Genomic DNA, 23755 nt, shown 5'->3' on the forward strand with positions numbered 1-23755 from the left:
GCGGTGATCGGCGCACGGGCCGTTTTCGCGCTAGCGGCCGGGTTGTTCCTTGCCGCCACGGCACGCGACGGATTTGACAATTGGGTGGCGGCAACGGTGTTGCCGCCACTGGTGCCGGAAACATCGGTGCTGGTCGAAGACCGCGACGGCGAATTGCTGCGCGCCTATACGGTAGCGGATGGGCGCTGGCGGCTGGCCTTGTCGCCGGATGCGGCGGACCCTTTGTTCATCGCCATGCTGATCGCCTATGAAGACGGGCGGTTCATGGATCACGACGGGGTGGATGCGCGGGCCCTTGCGCGGGCGGTGGCACAGGCGGTGTGGAACGGCGGCGTGGTGTCGGGCGGGTCCACCCTGACAATGCAGGTCGCGCGCTTGCTTGAGGAAAGCGGCACCGGGCGGCTGGACGGCAAACTGCGGCAGATGCGGGTGGCGCTGGCGCTGGAACGGCGGCTGACCAAGGCTCAGATTCTGGGGCTGTATCTGCAACTGGCCCCCTATGGCGGCAACATCGAAGGGCTGCGCGCGGCGACGCTGGCCTATTTCGGCAAGGAACCCTGGCGGCTTACCCCGGCCGAGGCGGCGCTGCTGGTGGCCATCCCGCAAAGCCCCGAAAGCCGCAGGCCGGACCGCCACCGGGATCGCGCGGCGGACGCGCGGGATCGGGTGCTGGCGCGGGCAGTGGCGAAGGGCATCATCGACGCCGAACAGGCGCAGGCAGCGCGCGGCGAGGGCGTGCCCGTGGCGCGAAGGGCCGTTCCCGCCATCGCGCCACATCTGGCCGACCGCGCGCGCGTTGATGCGCCGGGCGCGCAGGTGCATCGGCTGACCATCGACAAGGGGGTGCAGGTCGCGCTGGAGGTGCTGGCGGCGGACACAGTACAGCATCAGGGCGAGCGGTTGCAGGTTGCGATGGTGGTCGCCGATCACGCGACGGGGGAAATCCTTGCCTCGGTCGGGTCGGCGGCGTTCCGGGCCGATGCGCGGCAGGGGTTCGTGGACATGACGCAGGCGCTGCGGTCGCCGGGATCAACGCTGAAACCGCTGGTCTATGGGCTGGCCTTTGATGAGGGGCTGGCCCATCCGGAAACCATGATGGAGGACCGCCCGACACGGTTCGGCACCTATGCGCCGCAGAACTTTGACCGGCAGTATCGCGGTACGGTTCGGGTGCGGCAGGCGCTTCAGATGTCGCTGAATATCCCGGTCGTGCAACTGACCGAGGCGATGGGTCCGGCACGGCTGCTGGTGGCGATGGATCAGGCGAAGATCGGGTATCGGCTGCCTGCAGGTCAGCCCGGGCTGGCCATCGCGCTGGGGGGGATCGGGATCAGTTTACAGGATATGGTGCAGCTCTACGCGACGCTGGCGCGGGGAGGTGTTGCACTTCCTCTGCGGTGGCGGGCGGATGGTGACAGCGACGAAGGCGCGCGGGTCGTGTCGAGCGTGGCGGCATGGCAGGTGGCCGATATTCTGGGTGGGCTGGCCCCGCCGCCGGGGGCGCCAGAGAACCGTTTGGCCTATAAGACCGGAACGAGTTACGGGCACCGCGATGCCTGGGCCATCGGGTTCGACGGGCGGCATGTTGTGGGCGTCTGGCTGGGGCGGCCAGATGGCACGCCGGTGCCGGGGGTGTTTGGCGCGGACCTTGCGGCGCCCGTGCTGTTTCAGGCCTTCGCGCGGCTGAAACCGACGCTGGCCCCGCAGCCCCCTGCCCCGCCTGAGACGCTTTTGGTAGCGAATGCCCAATTGCCCCTGCCACTGCAACGCTTCAGGTCGCGCAGCGCGGCCTTTGCGGTAGCGGCAGACGCGCCCGCGGTCGCTTTTCCACCCGACGGCGCCGAGGTGGAGCGTCTGCCCGAAGGTGTGCTGGTGCGGGTCGAGGGCGGAACCGCACCATTTACCTGGCTGGCGGATGGCAGGCCGATGGTCACGGCCGAGCGCAGCCGCGCGGTGGTGTTGCCGCTTGACGGATTGGGATTCCTGACCCTTTCGGTGATCGATGCCGAGGGGCGGTCTGCGCGGGCGCGTATTCGGTTGCGGTGAGGGTTAAACCCGTTCGATGGCAAGACTGATGCCCTGCCCACCGCCGATGCACATGGTAATCAACGCGGTCGACAGGCCCAAGCGTTCCAGCGCGTGCAGCGCCTTGACGACAAGGATCGCCCCGGTCGCCCCCACCGGATGGCCCAACGCAATGGCCCCGCCTGCGGGGTTCACCCTTGCGGGATCAAGGCCCAGCGCACGGGTCACGGCGATGGCCTGCGCGGCGAAGGCCTCATTCGATTCCACTAGGTCAAAATCCTGCGGCCGCATACCCAGCTTGGCACAAAGTGCCTGCGTGGCGGGGATCGGGCCAAGGCCCATGACGCGTGGATCAACCCCCGCGACGGCATAGCCAAGGATACGGGCGCGCGCGCCGTCACGCTTGCCACGCGACAGGATCAGCGCAGCGGCACCATCGTTGATGCCACTGGCATTGCCTGCGGTCACGGTGCCGTCCTTTTGGAATACGGGTTTCAGGGCGGCCAGCGCCTCCGGCGTGGTGGCCTTGGGATGTTCATCGCGGTCAAACATCACTGGCCCCTTGCGTGAGGCAACCTCGACCGGGGTGATTTCATCTCTAAACCACCCCTCCGCCAGCGCCCGCGCGGCACGGTGCTGGCTTTCCAGCGCGAATTCATCCTGATCTGCGCGGCTGATGCCATGTGCAGCAGCCACATTTTCCGCTGTCACGCCCATATGGCCCGTCCCGAAGGGGCAGGTCAGAGCGCCGGTCATCATGTCGATGGCACGGGTATCGCCCATCTTCTGGCCAAAGCGGGCGACAGGCAGGGTATGTGGCGACCGGCTCATGCATTCTGCGCCGCCGACAAGGGCGGTGTCCGCATCGCCAGCAAGGAGGGCCTGGACGCCCGATACCACGGCCTGCACGCCAGACCCGCACAGGCGGTTGACGTTCATCGCCGGCACGGTTTCCGGCACGCCTGCCTGCATGGCGGCCACACGCGACAGATACATGTCGCGGGGTTCTGTATTGATGACATGGCCAAAAACTGTGGTGCCGATCGCCGCCCCCTCCAACCCTGCACGCGACAGGGCGGCCTTGGCAGCGATCATGGCAAGGTCGATGGGGGCCATGCTGGCAAGGGAACCGCCAAAGCTGCCAATGGCGGTGCGGGCACCTGAGAGGATGAAGATATCGGTCATGTCACGGCTCCTGCTTTCGGCGCACCGTGCCATGCGGCGGCGGGTTTGTGCAGCACTGACGTGGCGTCGGGGTTTCGCGGGTGACAGGCGCGGCGGGCGGTTGACAGTGCCGCATGGGCGGGGGACACCCGACGCGCACCCTTTTCCGTGAGACGAAATTGAACAGCCTTATTCGCACCCATGCCGCGCTGCTTTTTGCCGGGGTCACGACCTTCACGCTGATGGGGGCGGGGCAGTCGCTTTATGGCCCAGCCCTGCCCGCCTTTGCGCGGGAATTCGGGCTGACGGTGGCGCAGGCGGGGTGGCTGATCTCTGCCTTGTGGATAGGGTCGGCGGTGGGCGTCGCGGTGATGTTCTTTCGCGGCCGCGCCATCACCCCGCGCCATGCGCTGGGGGCAATGGTGGTGGGATCGGCGCTGATCGCGGCGGGGTTCGGCTGGGTGCCGACGCTGGTGGGATCGGTGATATTTGGCACCGGATACGGGATTTCCACGGTGGTGTTCAATCCGCGCGTGCTGCGCGCCTTTGGCGTGAAAGGGCCATCGATGGTGAGCCTGCTGAACGCGATGTTCGCCGTTGGCGCGATTGCCGCGCCGTTGATCTTTGTGGCATTGGGTTCGAACCCGCATCTTTGCTTTGCCATCGTGGCGGGGCTGTGTGCGGTGATCTGGCTGGCAGCGGGAACTTCGGGGCGGGCCGAAGAAGGCGCGACGGCAGCGGCATCAAAGCCCTATCGTGTGCGACTGGGGCTGTTGTTCTTTGGTGTGGTCTGCATCGGGGTGGAGGCTTGCCTGATCGGGCTGGGGCCGACCGCATTGATTGCCACGGGCGCAAGCGAAGAGACAGCGGCACGGGCGCTGTCGGGGTTCTTTGTGGCCTTCCTGATCGCACGGACCGCACTGGTGTTTACGGCGCATGTCCTGCCACCCTTTGCGATTTACACCGGGGCCATGGCCGGGGCCGCGCTTTGCGCCGTTGCTGCCACGATCCTGCCTGCGGTGCCGTTCTTCATTGCGATGGGGGCTTTTGCCGGGCTGTTCTTTCCGGGCTTCTTCGTCACCGCATCGCGCCTTATGGGGGATGACCCGCGCGTGACGCCGACGATCATAGCCGCCGGGCTGGTGGGGGGGATTTCATCCCCTGTGCTGCTTGGCCAGTTGCTGGCGGGTCTGGGCGAACGGGGGTTCTTTCAGGTGATCGCCGTGGTCACGGTGGTGACGGCGGCGATTGCGCTGATCCTGTTGCGCCGGATCAGCGCAGAGGTGGCGCAGGGCTGATCACCCGCCCGCCTGCCATTCCTTGACCGCATCCAGCGGCGAAACAAGCATCAGGATGTTCAAAAGCAGGCCATCGCGGATAATCCACATCGTCGCCGCCTCGAACACCACGATCAGCGCGACCGAAGCCCAGATCGGCAAGACGCGGGCGAGAAAGAACCCCACTACCATGGCAAGGATATCCGCCACCGCGTTGATCACGCTGTCGCCGTAATAATCCAGCGAGATGGTCACCGAACGATAGCGTTCGATCACCGCTTCGGAGTTTTCGACGATTTCCCAGGCCGCCTCGATGACTGTGGCGATGGTCAGCCGCCAGCCAAAGGACAGGCGGCGTGCGACCAACCACAAAAGACCATAGAACAGCAGGCCATGGATAATGTGGGAAGGGGTGTACCAGTCGCTGAGATGCTGGGAGTTCTCCGAACTCATCGTCTCGCCGTGCCAAAGCTTCACATATCCGCATTCGCAAATCGGCACTCGCCCGACATAGAGCAACCAAAGCGCCGTCAAGGCGATGATGGCCATGGTCACGGCGTAGGAAAAACGGTCACTTTGGGGCATTCGGCAATCCTCAACTGGCCTGAGGGCGGAGAAAACCGCAAATCTGAGGGGCTGTCACCCTATTCCTGCAATGATCCGGACCTATGTCATTAGGCATGAGCAAGTATGGACCCACACGCGGAGAGCATCTGTTCCGACTGATCTTTTCGATCTTCGGGCTGGGCTGCATTGGCGTTTTGTTCGCCGTTCAGGGCGTTCCGCGCGGGCCTGGGCTGGTAGAGGTGGTGGGGATCGCCGGGGCCTTTTTTGGCGGGACATTCATCCTGTCAGCGCGGGCGCTGCTGCGACGCAATCAGGGCTGAAGCGGGCGGCGGCCCTGATCCGTTAGAACCCAGACATCGCGGCCTTCGATCACCACCGTGGTCAACGGGCCACCATAGGCAGCGGAACTGTCGATATTCACGCGGTTGCCGTAATGGGTGGGAACGTCCAGCGCGGTATGACCGTGCACGATCAGAAAGCCATGATCGCGGCGGTCTTCCAGAAAGCTGGCCCGGATCCAGACCAGATCGGTTTCCTTTTGCTGCGGCATAGGAATACCCGGACGGATGCCCGCATGAACATAGACCACGTCCCCGCGTTGCAGCCATGTCGGCCGAGACGTAAGGAAATCCCGGTGCGATTGGGGAACGGCCTCTACCGCTTCGGCGTGCACAGGGGCGAGGGGGCGGTCCATCGCGTTCTTCACGCCATATGAGGCCAGCGTCGCCGCCCCGCCAAGGCGGGGGTGCAGCCAGGCCAAATCAGGGCGCAGGCCCTCTTCCGGTTCGTTCGGATCGTTCAGAAAACGGGTGAACATCCGGTCATGGTTGCCCTTGAGCGTGACCCAGTTCTGCCCTGCCTCGCTGCCCCGCAGCAGGTGATCGACCACCCCACGGCAATCCGGGCCTCGGTCCACATAATCGCCCAAGTGGATAACTGGGGCGTCCATATCGCCAGTCTGGCGGCGGTCTTCGGCGATAAGGTCATGCGCCCGCAAGAGCAGGTCAAGATGGCCGTGAATATCGCCAATGGCGTAGCTTCGCATCATGCCTGTCCGGGTTCGCGGGCGGAAAGCGCAGGGGTTTCACGCGCCGCCGCCTCTGGTTCTTGAGCCGATGGCGAACCATCGGCACACCCGTGGGATATTTGCACAACGGGGAAGGGGCAAGGGGTGTTGCCTCTTCCCCGGCGTTTCATCAGGCCACGTCGAATTCCAGCGGCTTGACCTGCTGGAACATGCCGGTGGATTCCAGCGTCTCCACCACCTTGGGATCAATGGCCTGATCAAGGTAGAGGATGGCGATGGCATCCTGCCCCACGCCAGACCGGCCAAGAGTGAAGTTCGCGATGTTGACGTTGTTCTTGCCCATGGTCATGCCCAGAAGGCCGATGATGCCCGGCACGTCTTCGTTGGTGGTATAGAGCATGTGACGCCCAATCTCGGCGTCGATGTTGATGCCCTTGATCTGGATGAAGCGGGGCTTGCCGTCGCTGAAGCAAGTGCCCGCGACCGACCGTTCCCGCTTGTCCGTGACCATCGTCACCTTGACGTAAGCATCGAAGACGCCGGTCTTTTCCTGCCGGGTGGTGGAAATCTGGATGCCACGTTCCTTGGCCACGATGGGGGCGGAAACAAGGTTCACGTCGGGGTTCTGCGTTTTCAGCACGCCCGCGATGACCGATTGGTTCAGCGCGGCAAGGTTCATCTCGGCCACGGTGCCATCGTAGAGGATGTTGATGGCCTTGATCGGTTCATCCGTCATCTGGCCGATGAAGGCGCCCAGATGCAGGGCAAGCTTCACCCACGGCCCCATGACAGCGGCCTCTTCCGCCGTGACGTTGGGCATGTTCAGCGCGTTCTGCACGGCACCTGTCAGCAGGTAGTCCGACATCTGTTCTGCCACTTGCAGGGCCACATTTTCCTGCGCTTCGGTCGTGGCAGCACCAAGATGCGGGGTGCAGACGACGTTGGGGTGGTTGAACAGCGGGTTTTCGGTGGCAGGTTCCACTTCGAACACATCCAGCGCGGCGGCTGCGACATGGCCGGCATCCAACGCATCCTTCAACGCGGCCTCATCGATCAGCCCGCCACGGGCGCAGTTGATAATGCGGACGCCCTTCTTGGTTTTCGCCAGATTCTCGCGCGACAGGATGTTGCGGGTCTTGTCGGTCAGCGGGACGTGGAGGGTGATGAAATCGGCCCGCGCCAGCAGATCATCCAGTTCCACCTTGGTCACGCCAAGCTGTTTGGCGCGCTCTTCCGACAAGAAGGGATCATAGGCGATCACCTTCATCTTCAGGCCGACCGCGCGGTCGCAGACGATGCCGCCGATATTGCCCGCACCGATGACGCCGAGGGTCTTGTTGAACAACTCCACCCCCATGAATTTCGACTTTTCCCACTTACCCGCATGGGTAGAGGCGTTCGCCTCGGGGATCTGCCGGGCGACGGAAAACATCATGGCAATGGCATGTTCGGCGGTGGTGATGGAGTTGCCGAAGGGCGTGTTCATCACGATGACGCCCTTCTTGGACGCCGCCGGGATATCCACGTTATCAACGCCGATCCCGGCGCGACCGACGACCTTGAGGTTGGTCGCCAGTTCCAGCAGCTTTTCGGTGACCTTGGTGGCAGACCGAATGGCGAGGCCATCATATTGGCCGATGATTTCAGCCAGCTTTTCCTTGTCCTTGCCGAGTTTGGGCATGTAGTCCACCTCGACCCCACGGTCGCGGAAGATCTGGACGGCGGTTTCAGAGAGTTCGTCGGAAACGAGAACGCGGGGGGCCATTTGGGGCTCCATTTCAATAGGGTGTTGGGGGATCGGGTCGGGCGGGTTCACCCCGCCATCCCACTCAGGCCGCTTGTACCAGCGCGGCGATTTCGGCGTGGAAGGCGTGAGCGATCCACGGCATCAGGGCCGCGACATCGGCGGTTTCCACCGTTGAACCGCACCAGATGCGCAGGCCGGGGGGGGCATCGCGATAAGCGCCCACGTCATAGGCCACGCCTGCCTTTTCCAACCGCTTGGCCACCGCCTTGGCGAAGGCCTCGCCATCGGTGATGCGGGGATCGACGAATTTCAGACAGACGCTTGTCGTGGAGGCGTTGGCCGTATTTTCGGCCAGGTTCTGCAACCACGGATTGGCGGCGCAGAAATCCCACACCACGGCAGCGTTGGCGGTGGCGCGGTCGATCAACCCGGTCAGCCCACCCACCGATTTCGCCCATTTCAGCGCGACAAGGTAATCCTCGACCGCCAGCATCGATGGCGTGTTGATGGTTTCGCCGACGAAGATGCCTTCGATCAGCTTACCCTTTGATGTCAGGCGGAAAATCTTGGGCAGCGGCCAGGCGGGGGTATAGCTTTCCAGCCGTTCCACGGCACGCGGCGACAGGATCAGCATCCCATGCGCGCCTTCGCCACCCAGCACCTTCTGCCAGGAGAAGGTGGTGACGTCGAGTTTATCCCACGGCAGGTCCATCGCGAAGGCGGCGGAGGTGGCGTCACAGATCGTCAGGCCCTGACGGGTGGCGGGAATGGCATCGCCATTGGCGACACGGACACCCGAGGTGGTGCCGTTCCACGTAAAGACGACGTCCTTGTCGAAATCCACGGTCGCAAGATCGACGATCTGACCATAGGCGGCAGTTTTCACGGTGGCGTCCAGCTTGAGCTGTTTCACCGCATCGGTGACCCAGCCTTCGCCAAAGGATTCCCAAGCCAGCATCTCTACCGGGCGGGCGCCGAGCATCGTCCACATCGCCATCTCGACCGCGCCGGTATCCGATCCGGGAACGATGCCGATGCGATAATCGGCGGGAACGCCAAGAATTTCGCGGGTAAGATCAATGGCTTCCTTCAGCTTGGCCTTGCCGACCGCAGCGCGGTGCGAACGGCCCAGCGGGGCGTCGGCAAGATGATCAAGGGTGAAGCCGGGAACCTTGGCGCAAGGGCCAGAGGAGAAGCGCGGATTGGCCGGGCGCTTGGCCGGCGGAGCGAGGTCTGTCATGGTAGCCTTCCAGCTAAAAGCCCCTCGTTGGGGAGGGGTGTCCCGAGGCTGGGGATAGCGGGGCAGACGGGGTGGCACAAGCGCAAAAATTGCCCTAAAGCGGCGGAACGTCGTGCGAAAGCGACGGGTTTGTCCACTATCGGAAACTTCATGTACTTTGCCACGCTGCTGACTGCACCCGCCACGCCGATCCTTGACCGCGCCACAGTAGAGGCCGTGCGCAACGCATGGGGCGGGGGGGATGCGATCTGGCTGGAACCGGGGGTGGCGGCAGAATTTCCCCTTGAATCCATGCCCTTGAACCGGTGGGAGGTTTGGGAGGGCTTGCAGGCGATGCAGGTCGATCTGGTGGTGCAACCGGCAGAGGGGCGGCGCAAGAGGTTGCTGCTGGCGGATATGGATTCCACGATGATCGAACAGGAATGCATCGACGAACTGGCCGATGAGGCCGGGGTGGGCGCGCGGGTGGCCGAGATCACACGACGGGCTATGAATGGCGAGCTGGATTTCGAGGCGGCGTTGCGCGAACGGGTGGGGCTGCTGAAGGGGCTGCCGGTGGCGGTGATTGACCGGGTGATCCGGGACCGAATCACGCTGATGCCCGGCGGGCGGGAACTGGTCGCGACGATGAAGGCGAACGGGGGCTATGCGGCGCTGGTGTCAGGCGGGTTCACCGCCTTTACTGCGCGGATCGCGGCAGTGTTGGGGTTTGATGAAGACAGGGCCAATACGTTGATTTCAGACGGTGATTTTCTTTCCGGCACGGTGGCGGAGCCGATCCTGGGGCGGCAGGCCAAGGTGGATGCGCTGGTCGAAATCACCGCACGTTTGGGGATTTCCGAGGCCGAGGCCATGGCCGTAGGCGACGGGGCAAATGATTTAGGAATGCTTAAACGCGCAGGGGCCGGAGTGGCATTGCACGCCAAACCCGTGGTTGCGGCGGAATGTGATATCCGGATCAACCATGGCGACCTGACCGCGCTGCTGTTCATTCAGGGGTATACGCGGGAAGAGTTCCTTTCCTAGGCGCCTGTCGGGAATCGCGCTTCGCGCCATCGGTGGTTTATGTTCGGTTTCCGTGTGATCTGCCGCCAAGGTTGACCGATGAACCTGAGCGAAGTGTGAAGGGCGCGCGCCGTGGATCGGCCCGTGTCAGTTGGCAGGGGCCGGGGGCGTGATCAGGCCCGCGGCCTCCATCTCGGACCGGGTGGGATACCACATGCCGTTCATGCCGATCGACACCACCTTCACGGCAAAATCCGCGCTGACGCCCCGTGTCAGAAGATGCGTGATCAGCTTGTTCGCGTCACGCTGGCCCTCTTCGTAAACCCATTCTGCGAAGGCGAATTCGTCGTTCCAGCCGCTGTCGGCGCGGACGTCTTCGTAATAGGCGCGCATGCTTTCGACGCCCCAGCTGGACGGGTGCAGGCCGATGCGGCCGCCGCGGTTCATCACGCGTTCGGCGCCCGAGGAAAACAGGATGGCGCAGGCGCTGGCACATTCACCCTGCACCTCGGTGTTCAGGCCGTAATCCGTTATGATTGCTGCCATTTCATAGGCCGCCTCAATGTATCCACCATCCGAAGTCAGGCGCATGGTGGTGATGCGGCCTTCATGGCGTTCAAGGATGGAGCGCAGGGCGTCGATGTCTTCATAGGCGATGTCGCCGATGGTATCGGCGGGCGACATGCCGGAATCTGGGTCGATCAGGGTGGCGTCAACGGCGTGGGCCGTGTCGTAGATCAGGCGGTTGCCGTCAATGGTGAAGCGCGTGTCGGCAAGCGCGGTTCCCGCCAGAAGCGACAGGGTCAGGGTGATCAGGGCGGTTTGCACGGGCTTCCCCTTTATCCGGCATTTTCCGCAGATTAGCGCGGGCGGGGGACTGTGCAAGCGGGGTTTACTTCTGCTGCCGGGGCAGGAATGAAGGCGGGATGTTTTTCGAGGTTGCAACCCACCTTGCCGTGCTGCTGATCCTTGCCGCCTTTCTGGCCGGGTTCGTGGATTCCATTGCGGGCGGCGGTGGGCTGATCACGGTGCCGGCGCTGTTGCTGGCGGGGGCATCGCCCATCGAAGCGCTGGCGACGAACAAGCTGCAAGGCACCTTTGGCGCGGCGACGGCGACCGTCAGCTATGCCCGTGCCGGGCATGTCGATCTGCGCCAACAGGTTGGAATGGCAGTGATTTCTGCACTAGGCGGGGCTTTGGGGGCGCTGGTGGCGCATCTGATTCCGGTGGAACTTTTGCGGATTCTGATGCCCGTGGTGCTGGTGGCGGTGGCCTTGTTCTTTGCGTTGAAGCCGGGGTTGAGCGATGAGGACCGGGTGCAGCGGATGCGGCCGGGGGTGTTTGCGGTGACGGCAGTGCCGCTGGTGGCGGCCTATGACGGGTTCTTCGGACCGGGGACGGGATCGTTCTTCATGCTGGCTTTCGTGATGCTGGCGGGGTTTGGTGTGCTGAAGGCCACCGCGCATACCAAGCTTCTGAATTTTGCGAGCAATATCGGGTCTTTGGCGGTGTTCATCCCATCGGGTGCGATGTGGTGGATGATGGGATCGGCCATGGCCTTGGCGCAAGTGGCGGGAGCGGCGCTTGGCGCCAAACTGGCGATGCGGGTGGGCGCGCGGCTGATAAAGCCACTGCTGGTGGTGACATCGACGGCGATGGCGGGGCGGCTTTTGTGGCAGGTTTTCGCGTAGTTTTTCCCGTTAAAACATAGGGTTAGGTTGAAAACGGCTGTGCAGCGCGTGGTGCAGACGGCTGTGCAGACGGGCGTATGCACGCAGCGAACGGTGGTGGGGCGTTAACCTTAACGGAAGTTCACACTTTTGGGGCCAGACCCTCAGACCTTATCGCCACCCCAATCCACCGCCTGCATCTCGCGCAGACGGGAGGCGGTGCGTTCAAACTCGAAGCTGCCTTCACCTTCGATATAGAGCCGTTCGGGTTCATCAGCGGCAGAACAGATCAGCCTGACCTTCGCCTCGTAGAGCGCGTCGATGAGGGTGACGAAGCGTTTCGCCTCGTTGTAGTTGGATGCCGAGAGCTGGGGGATATCTTCAAGGATCAACACCCGAACTGCCTGCGCGATGGCAAGGTAATCGCCGGGGCCGAGGGGGCGGGCGCAAAGCTCCCAGAAAGAAGCGCGGGCGATGCCATTGGCGAAGCGCGGCACTTCGACCGTGCGGCCATTGACGGGAAGGGTCAGCACCTCGCCCGAAGAACCGCCGGTGAGATCGGACCAGATGGCGTTGATTTCGCCGCGCACGCGACCGGCGGGGTGGAAATAAACCTGCGCGCCTTGCAGGCGGTGCTGGCGGTAATCGGTCGGGCTTTCGAGTTCGACCACATGCAGGCGGTCACGGATCAGCGCGATGAAGGGCAGGAACAGCGCGCGGTTGAGGCCGTTCTTGTACAGGTCTTCGGGCGGGCGGTTGGAGGTCGTGACGATCACCACCCCGGCTGAGAGCAGTTTTTCGAAGAGGCGGCCCACGACCATGGCATCGGTGATGTCGTTGATCTGCATTTCATCAAAGGCCAGCAGACGCGTGCCGGCGATGATGGCATCGGCAACGGGGGCGAGCGGGTCTTCGACGCCCTTCTTGCGGGCGTCGTGCATGCCTTTGTGGATTTCCTGCATGAAGGCATGGAAATGGACGCGGCGTTTGGCGGTGATGGCGGTGGCGTCGGTAAACAGGTCCATCACCATGGATTTGCCGCGCCCCACACCGCCCCAGAGATAGAGCCCCTTTGGCGGGGTGACGGGCTTGGCAAAGAGGCCGGCAAACAGGCCGACGCGGCGGTCGGCGTTGGATTCGAGCCAGTTGCGCAGGCCTTCCAGCGTGGTCAGCACGGCATGTTGCGCCGGATCGGCGCGGAGCGTGCCGGAGGCGATGCGCTGGTCGTAAATCTCAATCAGGGTTTGCCGCATACCTTTGTATACTGTCGGGAACCGGGCCTGGGAAGGCCTTGCCGTGCAGGCCGGGGGTGGGCTGTAAGCGGCCATCCCTTTGGATGGGGTTCAGACCTTTGGGCGTGACGCACTTCCGGAGGAGAGGATGCCCCCCTGAGAGTAATATAGGTAAATTGCCTTTAACCGATGCGCGAGTCGATGCGCTTCGACAATGAAGGTGGCGAAGATGCAGAACGCTTTTCAGACTATGCCTGCTGGACTGAACGACGTAAGCTTTGGTCGTAGTTACGCAGTACATGGTGATACAGTGCCAGAGTTCCGCATGCCGCCCGGTTGGTGGTTGCTGCCTGCCGTTGTCGGCGGGATCGGTGGTTGGGTGATGCTGATTTCAGCGATCTTTTTCTAAGGTTACGGCCTTGGCCCCGTGCGGGCGGCGCCTGTGCCGGGAAACGGACTGACGCGCAAGAGGCGGAAATGGCAGTGGCCCATCTATACGGATTGACTCCGATCCGGTCCGAGGCACCGCGCGCACCGCGCATGTCTGTGGAACCAAGTGATTTCGCCACCGTTGCCGACTTGGCCCTGAGCATATCGGGCTGTTCGCGGGTGTGCATCCGACTGACGAACCCTGACACCGGGGAAGTGCGGCTGGCCTTTTTCCCAGAACGCAGCACAGAAGGCACCCCCAAAGGCGGCAGCTTGATCGATCTGCCTGCGGCGCTGTTGGCGCAGGGGCAGCGAGTGGTGCAGATCGCCGGAACAGCGCTGGAGCAAGAGGCGGCAGGGGCCGGTTTTCCGGGGCTGACGCTGTATGCAGGGTTCACGCTGCGGTCACAGGAGGGGCGCAAGCTGGGTGTGCTGGCCGTACTGGATGAGCGGCAAAGCGAGATGCCGGAAGCCGTGCTGTTGCAGCTGCGGCAACTGGCCGAGATCCTTTCGCGCGGGATCGGGATGGCGGCATCGACCGTCCGCACGATGGCGCGGCAATCGCTGGGATTGATGCAGGATCTTCTGGAACTTGACGAACAGGCTGTGTCAGCCGAAGTGACCGGCCTGTTGCGCTATGCCGCCGGGCGGGAGCCATCGGTGGCAGAGGCAATGGCCATGCGCGAGGCCGGGTTGGCGGTGGAAGCGGAAGGTGTGCTTCTGCTGACGCCGATGGCGCGCGACATTCTGTATATTCACGGGTTCCGGGTGACCGGGCACAAACCCGCAGGACCGGCGGCCTGATCAAACGGGATCGCGGCGGGTGCGGGGGCCGGATCGGCCCCCTGCTACCATTTCAAAGCCTTTGGCCGCGATCCATCATTCCCCCTCCATCGCCACGATGCTTTCGCGCAGGCGGCCGACGGCGGCTTTCTTGATCTGGCTGACGCGGCCCGTGGTGACGCCGAGGATTTCGGCGATTTCGTAGACGTTCAATTCTTCGACGAAGTAGAGTTGCAGGACCATCGCCTCACGTTCGGGCAGGTCGCCCAGGGCGCGGCGGAGCATCTTGCGCATCTGATCCTGATGCATCTTGTCTTCGACGGAGCGGTGACCGTCGGAGAAGAGCATGGAATGGTCTGAATAGACCTCATCCAGTGACTTGATCGAGCTGGCGCCGAACTGGGTTTCCCAGTCTTCAAGCTCGGCCACGGTGATGCCCATATCGGCGGCGATTTCGGCCTTTTCCGGGGTGCGGAGAAGCTGCTGTTCCAGTTTTAGCACCGAGGCGCGCATCCGCTGTTGCATCACGATGGTGGCGCGGCAGAGGGATGACGAGGCGCGGAGGTAGTCGATGATGGAACCGCGGATACGGATGGCGGCATAGGCGGCGAAAGTCGCCCCCTGTCGCGGGGTGTAGCGCTGGGCGGCATCGACGAGGCCCATATAGCCCACCTGAAGCATATCCTCGACCTCGGCCATGCGGCCGACGCGGCCGTGCATGTGCCAGGCGATCTTGCGGACGAGGTCCATGTGAGAGCGAACCAGCTTTTCGGGCGAGGGCCCGTCCTGTTCGGCATAGCGTTTGGCGAGCATCATTCGCGCCCTTTCTTGGAAAGTTCGGGAAAGCGGGTCATTCGGCAGCCTCTGCCAGTGCAGGCGTCCAGCCAGAGGCCCAGTTGCGGAGATCGGCGGGACCGGGGCGGGAAAGGGCGTTGACCAGCCCTGCCCCGGCGGCGATCCGGGTGAGTTTGAGGCCTGCCGTGGCGATGGCCTGCAATTCGTCGCGTTCGGGCCACCACTGATCAAGGCCCGTGAGTGTGACAGTGGGGGCGAAGGCCTGCCAGTCGTGGCAAAGCCGCGCGATGCGCGCGGGGTGGAGGCCGACGGGCAGGCAAAGCACAAGCTCGGCCCCATCGGTTTCGATCAGACGCGCGGCCAGCCCTGCGGCCTGATCGGCGCAATCGGACAGGTCGATGATCTGCGGCATGGCGGTGGACGGCCCCGGAAGGGCCATGGCCTGCGCGGTGTTGGGACGGTCGGGCGTAAGGCCCATGAGGCGGCACCAGCCGCGCAGGCGATCCTCGACCAGCGACGCCGCCGGGAGGGGGGCGATGATCTGCGGGCGCGCGCCGGGCTGGGCCAGCATGAGGCGGGCGGCAAGGCGGGCGGCGAGCATGGATTTGCCCGCGCCGGGGGGGCCTGCGATCAGGATGCGGGTGGGCCATTCCTCGGCCAGGCCATCGGGCAAGAGGAGGTGGCGGATCAGGTGATCCACGGGATCGGTGGCGGCGGCACGGCGGATGGAAGCCTGCATCGCGGCGGCAAAGTTGGCCGGTTCAGGGGCCGTGTCCCGCCGGGGTGGTTCGGGCGGGAGGCTGGCAGGATCAGCGTTGGGGGGAAGCGCGGTGATTTCCACCATCCCGCCGATATGGCGGGTGGACAGGATCAGCGCATCGGGGCCGAGGCAGCGCTGAAGCTCTTCCATCGCCTTGCGGCTGTCGGCGGCGCGGACGGTGATCGCGGTCATCTGTCAGCCCCCATCATATGCGGTTGCGGTTGCGTGGGGACCATGCGCGGCAATTGCGGCTGGCCACCGATGGAGGCCACCACTTCGACCCGGCGGTTGTCAGACAGTTCGTTGATGCCCATGACGATGGCATCGGGCAGGTGGGGGCGCAGGAAATGCGCGAAGCTGCGGCGCAACTGGCCGGCGACGATGACAACGGCCTGCTTGCCCTGCCCCGTGGCGGTTTCCAGCGCGTCGGAGATCGACTTGATCAGGGTGCCGGCAAGGCCCGTGTCCAGCACCAGCCCGTCATCGCCGCCCTGGCGGCGGGCGCGGATCAGAAGCTGTTCCAGTTCGGCATCCAGCGTGATCAGCGGCAGGGGCGTGTTGATCGGCACCATCTGTTGCAGCAGAAGCGGGATCAGCATGGGGCGCAGGCATTCGGCCATGTCGGCGGCCGACAGGTTGCGCGGGGCAAGTTCGGCCACGCCTTCGAGGATACGGCGCAGATCGCCGACCGGGATGCGTTCGGCCAGAAGCGCGCGCAGTACGGCGGTGACGGTGTGCAGCGGCACCAGTTTCGGCACCACCGCATTCACCAGCGTGGGCGACACGCGGGCCAGCGTATCAAGCAGGACCTGCACGTCATCGGGACCGATCAGATCGCCCGCATGTTTGTACAGAAGCTGCGACAGATGGGTGGCGATGACGGATTCGGGTTCGACCACCACGTGATCATCAGCCTCTGCCTCGGGCAGCTGATGGGGAAGGATCCAGACGGCATCCAGACCGAAGGAGGGATCCTTGACTTCGACCCCTTTCAGCTTGCGGGTGGAGTTGGCACCCGGGATGGCAAGCTTGCGGTCGGGGTAGACGACATCTTCGCCCCGGATCGCCTGACCGATGCGGATGCGGTACTGGTTGGGCGACAGTGTCAGGTCATCGCGGATGCGGACGCCGGGGACGACGAAACCCATCGCCTTTGACACTTCGCGACGGATGCCGGTGATGCGCTGGACCAGCGCGCCGCCGCCTTCGCCTGCCAGCGGGATCAGGGCATAGCCGATTTGCAGCGAGACGGCGGCATGATCGGCCACGTCTTCGGCAGTGATCGCCTCAAGCCCCGGGCGGGCCGCATCTGCCGCAGGGGCGGCTTTGCCTTCGGCAGGGGCGTCATCCGTGCTGCCATCACGTTTTTCGGTGCTGCCATACCAGGCCAGAACACCGGCGACGGCGGCGAAGAACAGGAACATCGCGTTGGGCATGCCGGGGACGATGCCGATGATCGCCATGACGCCCGCCACGGGCAGCCAAGCCTGACGGATATGGATCTGCTTGGCGATGAGGGTGGACATGTCATTCGCGGAAGAGACGCGGGTGACGATGATGGCGGTGGCGATGGACAGAAGCAGCGCCGGGATCTGGGCGACAAGGCCATCGCCGATCGTCAGGACGAGGTAGACTTCGCCAGCCTCGGACAGGCTGAGGCCGTGCTGAAGCATCCCGATCAGGATGCCGCCGATGATGTTGATGGCGAGGATGAGGATGCCCGCCATGGCATCGCCCTTGACGAACTTTCCGGCCCCGTCCATCGCACCGTAGAAGTCGGCCTCCGCCGCCACTTCGGCGCGGCGGTCCCGTGCCTGATCGGGGGTCAGGATGCCGGCGTTCAGATCGGCGTCGATCGCCATCTGCTTGCCCGGCATGGCATCAAGGGTGAAGCGGGCCGACACTTCGGACACGCGGCTTGCACCCTTGGTGATCACGACGAGGTTGATGATCACGAGGATCGTGAAGACCAGCAGACCCACGATGAAGTTGCCTGCGATGACGAAGTTCCCGAAGGCCTGGATCACCTGACCTGCGGCGTCATGGCCGGTGTGACCTTCGGCCAGCACGATACGGGTGGAGGCGACGTTCAGCGCGAGGCGGAAGATCGTGGCGATGAGCAGGAGGCTGGGGAAGCTGGAGAAATCCAGCGGGCGATAGCTGTAGAGGGCGACCATCAGGATCACCAGCGACAGCAGGATATTGGCGACGAAGAACACGTCCAGCAGCAGGACCGGCAGCGGCAGCACCATCATCGCGATGATGACGAGGATCCCAAGCGGCAGAGCAAGGCCGCCCATGGCGCCAGCCACGCCACGTGTGGTGAGGGCGGCGGCGCTCATGCGCGGGGTCCTTTGATGTGCAGGGCAGTTGTCATGGTGCTTGTGATCCCGTCCGGCGGTTCGTCTTCGGCGGGGGTTGTGCAAAGCCCGTGCCAATCCGGGGGGCGGGGCAGGAAATGCTGCGGATTGGCCAAGGCGCGATGGTGGCGCGGGGATGGCACGGGGATTGCAGAGAGGCGGCGACCGAGACTTGTGCGAAGGAAGCCCGCGATGCGCTTTGTTGATGCCGTTATTCTTTCCCTGATCCTGGGCTTCGTGATGGGGGCCTGCACGTCGACTGCACCGCAGACCGCGACGGATGCCCTGCCGCTGAGCGCGACGGACCAGACTGTGCAGCTGGCCGAGGTGAAGGACAATCTGGATGCCGCAGACCGGATGGGCGCGCCACCGCCTGCGGCCGTGGTGGCCGATGACACGCGTCCGCTGAAAGGGTTGGGCTTTGCCCAGATCGCAGGGCAACCCGGCAAGACGACGAATGAAAAGCGCCTGATGGCCATTCGTGCCGCGCGGATGGATGCGCTGCGCGACCTGACGGAACAGGTCCACGGCATCCGCATCAACGCCACGACCACGATCCGCGAGGCGGTGGTCAAGGATGACAGCCTGTCCGCCGTGGTGCAGGGCACACTGCGCGGCGCGCGGACAACGCGGGTGGGCCCGTCGGGCAGCGACAGCTATGAGGTGGAGATGGTGCTGGACCGGGAGACGGTCGCCTATATCGTGCGCGCGCTGAAGGGGCGGGTGTGATGCGGTTTGCACTTGTCCTGATCCTGCTGCTGGCCGCCCTGCCCCTGCGGGCGGCAGAGGGGTTGGTGGTGCAGGCCACTGGTTTTGCCATCCAGTCCGGGGCCGAAGATGCGGCCAGCGCCAAGCGGCGCGCGGTGGCGGATGCGCTGTTGCAGGCGGCGCTGTCGGGTGGTGCCTCGGTTCAGGGGCATACGGTGGTGGACAAGAGCGTGGTCACTTCGGACCTGCTGATCGTGCGTCCTGTGGGGCGGGTGATGCAGCATGAGGTGATCAGCCTGTCGCAGAATGGCGGGACATGGACGGCCGTGATCCGCGCGGTGGTGGGCATGGGCTCATCCGGCGAATGCTCGCGGCGGCGGAATCTTGAGTTGGTGGTCTATGCGCCGCTGATCCGGGTGCGCCCGGATGCGCCCGCCTGGACAGAGCCGCTGGCGATGGAGGTGGCGAAGGCGCTGGTGCGGCGGCTGGAGGCCCATCCGGCGACGCGGCTGGTGCGGGTGACGGATCGGGCCTTTCCCCGGCTTTCGGCAGCGCAAGAGCAGGTGGATTACGCCACGCTGATGCGCGGGTCCGTGCGGCTGCGCGAGGGCGAGAACGGGTTCATCCCGGTGGTGGTGATGGATGTGGGCGGCCTTGGCACCCGGCCGGAACTGCGGATGGATGTCGAACTGATCCTGATCGCGGCGAACGGCACGGAATCGCGGGCCGCAATTCGCCGCAGTGTAAGCTTGCCGGGGGTTTCCCCCTTTGGCCGCGCGGCGGCGGCGTTCGAGCCGGACCGGCGGCAACTGGCAGCGCGGCTGACCGATGGGGTCGAGGCCGAGATGGACGCCCTGCTGGATATCGAGACATGCAAGCCGGTGGTCGCCAATCTGGCGGTGTCGGGCGGGCATGTCGTGGCCGGGGTCGGGCGCAATCATGGGCTGACGCGGGGCAGCATCGCCTTTACCGCCGATGCGGACCATTCGACGGAAATGCTGGAAGTGGTCGAGATCGGGGCGAACCGTGTGGTGCTGCGCCCGCTGGACCCGGGCCGACCTGCCAAGGCCTTTGCCGGGCGGCCGGTGCGCTTTGTGGAGACGGGGCTATGAAGGTGTTCGCGCTGGGATTGCTGCTGGCTTCGCCGGTTGCCGCGATGGACTATGCGGGTGGCGTGCCGGGGGCCGAAGTGGGCCGTCTGGTGCGCGATGCGATGGTGGCGGCGGGTGAAAGCGTGCCGGATTTCGCCGATCCGGCGCGGGCCTATCCGCCCTGTACAGAGGTGCCGATGGTGACACCCCGGCAGGGAAGCTGGGCCACGGCAGAAGTGAGTTGTGCCGCCCCGGTCTGGAGCCGGGCCTTGCGGACGGGCGCGGCACCCGCGCGGCTGACCAGCGCCGAGGTGGATGCGGCGGCACCGATGGTTGTGACGCTGGCGCGCAGCGTGGCCAAGGGCGTGGTGCTGACGACGGAAGATGTCACCCTGGCCCCGGCGGGCGCGCGCATCCCGGACGGGATCTTTACCGACCCTGACGATGTGATCGGACGGCGCACCCGCGCTGCGATCGGCGAAGGGCGGGCGGTGCTGCTGCGGCAACTAGAGCCGGACTGGATGGTGGCCAAGGGCAATCCTGTGGTGCTGGTGGCCAGTGCGGGCGGACTGTCGGTTTCGGCCCCGGCCGAGGCGCTGGAGGATGGCGGCATGGGTGATGTGATCCGGGTTTTGAACCTGTCGAGCCAGCGCGAAGTGAAGGTCGTTGTGACAGGACAAAATTCTGTCATGGCGCAGACTAACATGCGCTGAAAAACATCCGTAAGACAGCTAAACGGAGGCTCTCATGGTAGACCCAATTTCGACATCCGCTGCACGCCCGCGCATTTCGCGACCGGGGGAAGATGCTGGCTTGCCGGTGCAAGGGTCCGCTCCGGGTGGCGCGACGCCGGCTGTTCTGACCCCTCCTGCGGGCGACAGCGTGACGCTGAGCCCCGCTGCGGCATCCCTGCCCGACGAACTCAAATCCGGTCCCCCGATCGATCTGCCGATCGTGACGGAGATCAAGGAGGCGATCGCGCAGGGCAAGTATCCCATCGACCTTGAGGCGATTACCGAAAGCCTGTTCGAAAACTATCTCGAACTGGTGTCGTGATCCGCTGCGCAACCTTGACCTGCTGACGACCGGAGTACCCGCCATGACAATTGGCATGACTGCCGCACTTCTTGCCACGCTGATGGCAGGGGTGACACTTGTGACACTCGGCCTGTGGCGGATGCGCCAGCGCGACATGGCGGAGGCCGTTGTGGACGCCGCCGATGCGGATTTTGCACCAGAGGCCGACGCGGAAGCCATGCTGGTTTCGGCCCCCGAAGTGGCAGCCGCCGTGGCGGCGCGGATGGAAGGGCTGATCGCGGAACAGACGCGGCGGCAGGCGGATGTGCTGACCGTGGCGCTGGCCGGGCTGAAGGCCGATATCCAGCATCTGAAATCGGATGTGGAATGGCTGGCGGGCGAGCGGATGATCGAACAGGCCATCCACATGGCGCAGACCGGGTTGCAGCCGGATGACATCGGGCGAGAGCTGGGTATGACGCGGGAAACTGCGGAAACCATCGCAGCCTTCCGCAAGCATTGAGATAAAGAGCAGGGCAAAAGGGCCGGGTGGTGTGCAACCACCCGGCCCTTTTCATTTGGGCTATGCGCAGATCAGGGCAGCGTCGCGCAAAGCGCGTTGGTCTGCATCCCGCCAGTGCAAAGATCGCGCAGCATGGCGATGGCAGCATCCTGCGCGGCGAGCCTGTCTTTGGCATCAATCCGGGCCAGGGTGGCATCGCGGGCGGGGCCGGCATTGGGAGTGCCCAGCGCGGCAGACAGCGCCTGCCAGACATAGGCACTTTGCAGATCGGGTTCCGGCAGCAGATCGAGCAACAGGACCGAGCGTTCCAGCATCGCGCGCCCTTCGCCCCCGGCGATGCGCGGATCAAGGTCGGCATTGATCCGGCCAGCGACTTCGGTGCGCAGGTCGGGGGTGGCCGCAAGTTCCATCTTGGTGATCAGTGCCTGCGCGGCGGGAATGCCCGCCAGCCGAGCACGCCAGCCCCAATAGAGCGATTCACGGTCGTTCTGGGGGACACCGAAGCCCTGGGAATAAAGAAGCGCGAGGTTGAATTGCGCCTCTGGATCGCCCGCACGGGCGAGAGAGAGCAGCATCTGCGCGGCCTCGGGCGCGCGACCGGCGCGCAGTTCGGCAATGGCCGTGGTCAGTGTGGGGGCGGCATCCGTTGCAGGAGCCGGGCCGGGCGGCGCGGCGGCCATGTCGGGTGTCGCCATATCGGGCGCGGCAAGCGCAGGGGCGGCGGCCAGCAGCCAAAGGGCAAGGGGGGCGGGGCGCATCATTTCGCAGCCGTCAGGATGAGTTGCAGATACAGCAGGCGCTTGCGCGGCATGGCGCGCAGGGGGCGTTCATAGACCACGACCTGCGGGCGGGTGGTGCCTTCGGTGACGAAGTCGATCTCGATGCTGTCGGGCAGATAGACCCCGTATTCGGCCAGTGTGGCCACGGGCTGGGCCGCGAAACGGTCACGAAAGCCGGGGTCGATCCAGATGCGCGCGAGCGCGCGGCCCAGAATATCGGGAAGGTAGCGTTCCACCTGATCGCGGTTGCGCAGGTGGGTTTCGTGGCGCACCAGCGCATAGTCGCGGGGGCGGGTGTCAGCTATCGGCGTTGCGGATGTGGCGGTGTAATGCGCCACCGCGCTGCGCAGCCGGGTCAGGCTGGGCAGGCGAGAGATGACGGGAACCAGCGCCCGGGACATCCTCTCTTTCATCTGCGCGCCTTTCTTGCTGACAGTCCTATGCCAAGGCAGGAACGGCAGGGTTGAGTTATGTTTTAGCAGGCATCTTGTGATGACGGCACAGGGTAAGGCTTTTGCCATTCCTGCCGTTAAGACAGGGGTGATCCACCTGATCAAAGGACAGTGCAACAATGGCAGAGGAAACGGTCAGCCCCTGGCCCGCGATAGCGGGGTTCAGCGTGGTGAGCGGGACGATGATCCTGTGTCTGGGTGCGCTGCTGCTGCGGCCGCCGCCGCCGATGCCTTGGGCAGAGGCTGAGGCAGAGGCGGAGAAAGCGCCGGACAACCGCGAGGCTTTGCCACGGGTCTATGTCCCATTGACCGACACGCTGACGATTGCGCTTCGCGAGACTGGGCCCCGGATGGAGGCAGGGCTTGCATTGGCTGTGCGCGGATCGACGGAGGATCTGTTGAAGCTGAATTCGCTGGTCGAGGCGCGGATCGGGCCGATCGAGGCCGAGGTGGTGCGCGCGGCGCAGGAAGTGGTGGCCAGCAGCGCGGACAGCCAGTCGCTTCATGCGGAACTGCCGGGGCGGCTGCGCGCGGTGATCAACGACCAGATCGGGAGCGATGTCTGGCCCGACCCGGTGGAAGAAGTGCTGATCACGTCGCTGACGGTGAACTGAGGCGGCACACATCTTGCAACCCCGCGGTGGGACCGACAACCGCAGGAGACAAGGATGACCCCGGAGTGTGAGAGCAAGGACTTGCAGGCCCTGCAAGGCGTGATGGTGCAGGGGATGGTGGTGGAATGCGTGGTCTTTGACCATGCCGACCGCCCTAAGCGGCGGCATCTGTTGCCCTTGGCGGCGCTGCTGAAGCCCCTGACGGGCGGGATCAGCGGTCTTGCTGCCGACGCCAGGTAAGCAGGCGGTAAAGGAAGGTTCCCGCGATCACCAGCGGGAACCACAGCACCAGCTGGCGCAGATCGGGCAGGTTTGACAGCAGGCTGTTGGTGAGAACCGGGTCGAGCAGGCCCAGCCCCAGCAGCGGCGCGGCCGACAGCAGGAACCAGCGAGTATTCAGACAACGGTTGCAGGGCGCGGCAGGCCCCTGCCGCCGCTTTTTGCGTTGCGGCGGCGGCGGGTCGGCAAGGGGCGCGTCAGCCATTAGGTC

Annotated in this window: 27 protein-coding genes; 14 read left to right on the forward strand and 13 right to left on the reverse strand. The window is 64.7% G+C overall.

What is annotated here, in order from left to right; translation table 11 throughout:
- Positions 1–3: 3 nt before the first annotated feature.
- On the forward strand, positions 4–2046 hold the full coding sequence (gene pbpC / locus RSE12_20480; GenBank protein WRH62699.1) for a penicillin-binding protein 1C: 2043 nt from the start codon (positions 4–6) through the stop codon (positions 2044–2046).
- Positions 2047–2049: 3 nt separating this feature from the next.
- Here the strand turns inward: pbpC and bktB are convergent, their stop codons facing one another.
- Positions 2050–3210, reverse strand: a complete 1161-nt coding sequence (bktB, locus tag RSE12_20485; GenBank protein ID WRH62700.1) for a beta-ketothiolase BktB — start codon at positions 3208–3210, stop codon at positions 2050–2052.
- A gap of 158 nt (positions 3211–3368) precedes the next feature.
- On the opposite strand from bktB, the gene RSE12_20490 reads away from it, so the two are divergent.
- Positions 3369–4487 (forward strand): hypothetical protein, encoded by a 1119-nt coding sequence (locus RSE12_20490; GenBank protein ID WRH62701.1) that lies wholly within the window; start codon positions 3369–3371, stop codon positions 4485–4487.
- Here RSE12_20490 and RSE12_20495 read toward each other — a convergent pair whose 3' ends face one another.
- Entirely contained in the window at positions 4488–5051 is a 564-nt protein-coding gene (locus RSE12_20495) for a DUF2585 domain-containing protein (GenBank protein ID WRH62702.1), read from the reverse strand.
- Between the two features lie 95 nt (positions 5052–5146).
- Between RSE12_20495 and RSE12_20500 the strand changes: the two genes are divergently transcribed.
- Positions 5147–5353, forward strand: coding sequence for a hypothetical protein (locus tag RSE12_20500; protein WRH62703.1), 207 nt, complete (start codon positions 5147–5149; stop codon positions 5351–5353).
- Here RSE12_20500 and RSE12_20505 read toward each other — a convergent pair.
- From RSE12_20505 to RSE12_20515, 3 genes are all read right to left on the reverse strand, one after another.
- Entirely contained in the window at positions 5344–6078 is a 735-nt protein-coding gene (locus RSE12_20505; protein WRH64887.1) for a metallophosphoesterase family protein, read from the reverse strand. The two genes, RSE12_20500 and RSE12_20505, sit on opposite strands and share 10 nt — an antisense overlap.
- 151 nt (positions 6079–6229) lie before the next feature.
- Positions 6230–7825: a phosphoglycerate dehydrogenase gene (gene serA / locus RSE12_20510; protein WRH62704.1), complete on the reverse strand. Its 1596-nt coding sequence runs from the start codon at positions 7823–7825 to the stop codon at positions 6230–6232.
- Between the two features lie 64 nt (positions 7826–7889).
- Positions 7890–9047, reverse strand: a complete 1158-nt coding sequence (locus tag RSE12_20515) for a phosphoserine transaminase (GenBank protein WRH62705.1) — start codon at positions 9045–9047, stop codon at positions 7890–7892.
- A gap of 150 nt (positions 9048–9197) precedes the next feature.
- Here RSE12_20515 and serB point away from each other — a divergent pair, with 150 nt between their 5' ends.
- Complete coding sequence (gene serB, locus RSE12_20520; protein WRH62706.1) at positions 9198–10073, forward strand: phosphoserine phosphatase SerB; 876 nt, start codon at positions 9198–9200, stop codon at positions 10071–10073.
- A gap of 126 nt (positions 10074–10199) precedes the next feature.
- On the opposite strand, the gene RSE12_20525 is transcribed toward serB, so the two are convergent.
- A complete protein-coding gene (locus tag RSE12_20525; protein ID WRH62707.1) occupies positions 10200–10880 on the reverse strand; it encodes a hypothetical protein in 681 nt (226 codons plus the stop codon).
- A 98-nt stretch (positions 10881–10978) separates the two neighbouring features.
- Here RSE12_20525 and RSE12_20530 point away from each other — a divergent pair, with 98 nt between their 5' ends.
- Positions 10979–11743 carry a TSUP family transporter gene (locus tag RSE12_20530; protein WRH62708.1) on the forward strand — a complete coding sequence of 255 codons (765 nt, stop codon included), beginning with the start codon at positions 10979–10981 and terminating at the stop codon, positions 11741–11743.
- Positions 11744–11886: 143 nt separating this feature from the next.
- On the opposite strand, the gene zapE is transcribed toward RSE12_20530, so the two are convergent.
- Positions 11887–12975 carry a cell division protein ZapE gene (gene zapE, locus RSE12_20535; GenBank protein ID WRH62709.1) on the reverse strand — a complete coding sequence of 363 codons (1089 nt, stop codon included), beginning with the start codon at positions 12973–12975 and terminating at the stop codon, positions 11887–11889.
- 208 nt (positions 12976–13183) lie between these two features.
- Between zapE and RSE12_20540 the strand changes: the two genes are divergently transcribed.
- Both RSE12_20540 and RSE12_20545 read left to right on the forward strand, forming a co-directional pair.
- Positions 13184–13363: a hypothetical protein gene (locus RSE12_20540; GenBank protein ID WRH62710.1), complete on the forward strand. Its 180-nt coding sequence runs from the start codon at positions 13184–13186 to the stop codon at positions 13361–13363.
- 131 nt (positions 13364–13494) lie between these two features.
- On the forward strand, positions 13495–14187 hold the full coding sequence (locus tag RSE12_20545) for a hypothetical protein (protein WRH62711.1): 693 nt from the start codon (positions 13495–13497) through the stop codon (positions 14185–14187).
- Positions 14188–14262: 75 nt separating this feature from the next.
- Here the strand turns inward: RSE12_20545 and RSE12_20550 are convergent, their stop codons facing one another.
- The 3 genes from RSE12_20550 to flhA are packed head-to-tail and all read right to left on the reverse strand — an operon-like array spanning position 14263 to position 18063.
- Complete coding sequence (locus tag RSE12_20550; protein ID WRH62712.1) at positions 14263–14982, reverse strand: FliA/WhiG family RNA polymerase sigma factor; 720 nt, start codon at positions 14980–14982, stop codon at positions 14263–14265.
- Between the two features lie 34 nt (positions 14983–15016).
- Positions 15017–15913, reverse strand: a complete 897-nt coding sequence (locus RSE12_20555; GenBank protein ID WRH62713.1) for a hypothetical protein — start codon at positions 15911–15913, stop codon at positions 15017–15019.
- Positions 15910–18063, reverse strand: a complete 2154-nt coding sequence (gene flhA / locus RSE12_20560; protein WRH62714.1) for a flagellar biosynthesis protein FlhA — start codon at positions 18061–18063, stop codon at positions 15910–15912. Before flhA ends, RSE12_20555 begins: the two co-directional genes overlap by 4 nt.
- A 210-nt stretch (positions 18064–18273) precedes the next feature.
- Here flhA and RSE12_20565 point away from each other — a divergent pair, with 210 nt between their 5' ends.
- Genes RSE12_20565 through RSE12_20585 form a run of 5 tightly spaced genes read left to right on the forward strand, consistent with a single transcriptional unit; the run spans position 18274 to position 21420 of the window.
- Positions 18274–18810 (forward strand): LPP20 family lipoprotein, encoded by a 537-nt coding sequence (locus tag RSE12_20565; protein ID WRH62715.1) that lies wholly within the window; start codon positions 18274–18276, stop codon positions 18808–18810.
- On the forward strand, positions 18810–19901 hold the full coding sequence (locus RSE12_20570; GenBank protein ID WRH62716.1) for a hypothetical protein: 1092 nt from the start codon (positions 18810–18812) through the stop codon (positions 19899–19901). Before RSE12_20565 ends, RSE12_20570 begins: the two co-directional genes overlap by 1 nt.
- Entirely contained in the window at positions 19898–20593 is a 696-nt protein-coding gene (gene flgA / locus RSE12_20575) for a flagellar basal body P-ring formation chaperone FlgA (GenBank protein WRH62717.1), read from the forward strand. Before RSE12_20570 ends, flgA begins: the two co-directional genes overlap by 4 nt.
- Before the next feature lie 34 nt (positions 20594–20627).
- On the forward strand, positions 20628–20936 hold the full coding sequence (gene flgM, locus RSE12_20580) for a flagellar biosynthesis anti-sigma factor FlgM (GenBank protein ID WRH62718.1): 309 nt from the start codon (positions 20628–20630) through the stop codon (positions 20934–20936).
- A 55-nt stretch (positions 20937–20991) separates the two neighbouring features.
- On the forward strand, positions 20992–21420 hold the full coding sequence (locus RSE12_20585) for a hypothetical protein (GenBank protein WRH62719.1): 429 nt from the start codon (positions 20992–20994) through the stop codon (positions 21418–21420).
- A 71-nt stretch (positions 21421–21491) separates the two neighbouring features.
- Here RSE12_20585 and RSE12_20590 read toward each other — a convergent pair whose 3' ends face one another.
- Positions 21492–22181, reverse strand: a complete 690-nt coding sequence (locus RSE12_20590; GenBank protein WRH62720.1) for a sel1 repeat family protein — start codon at positions 22179–22181, stop codon at positions 21492–21494.
- The gene (locus tag RSE12_20595) at positions 22178–22612 is read right to left on the reverse strand and encodes a hypothetical protein (GenBank protein WRH62721.1); all 435 of its coding nucleotides are present in this window, start codon (positions 22610–22612) and stop codon (positions 22178–22180) included. Before RSE12_20595 ends, RSE12_20590 begins: the two co-directional genes overlap by 4 nt.
- Positions 22613–22770: 158 nt before the next feature.
- Here RSE12_20595 and RSE12_20600 point away from each other — a divergent pair, with 158 nt between their 5' ends.
- Complete coding sequence (locus tag RSE12_20600) at positions 22771–23265, forward strand: hypothetical protein (protein WRH62722.1); 495 nt, start codon at positions 22771–22773, stop codon at positions 23263–23265.
- Between the two features lie 54 nt (positions 23266–23319).
- Positions 23320–23505, forward strand: coding sequence for a hypothetical protein (locus RSE12_20605; GenBank protein WRH62723.1), 186 nt, complete (start codon positions 23320–23322; stop codon positions 23503–23505).
- On the opposite strand, the gene RSE12_20610 is transcribed toward RSE12_20605, so the two are convergent.
- Positions 23477–23749 carry a hypothetical protein gene (locus RSE12_20610; GenBank protein WRH62724.1) on the reverse strand — a complete coding sequence of 91 codons (273 nt, stop codon included), beginning with the start codon at positions 23747–23749 and terminating at the stop codon, positions 23477–23479. The genes RSE12_20605 and RSE12_20610 overlap by 29 nt on opposite strands.
- Positions 23750–23755: the final 6 nt, after the last annotated feature.

The organism is Fuscovulum sp. (assembly GCA_035192965.1).
GTDB lineage: Bacteria > Pseudomonadota > Alphaproteobacteria > Rhodobacterales > Rhodobacteraceae > Paragemmobacter.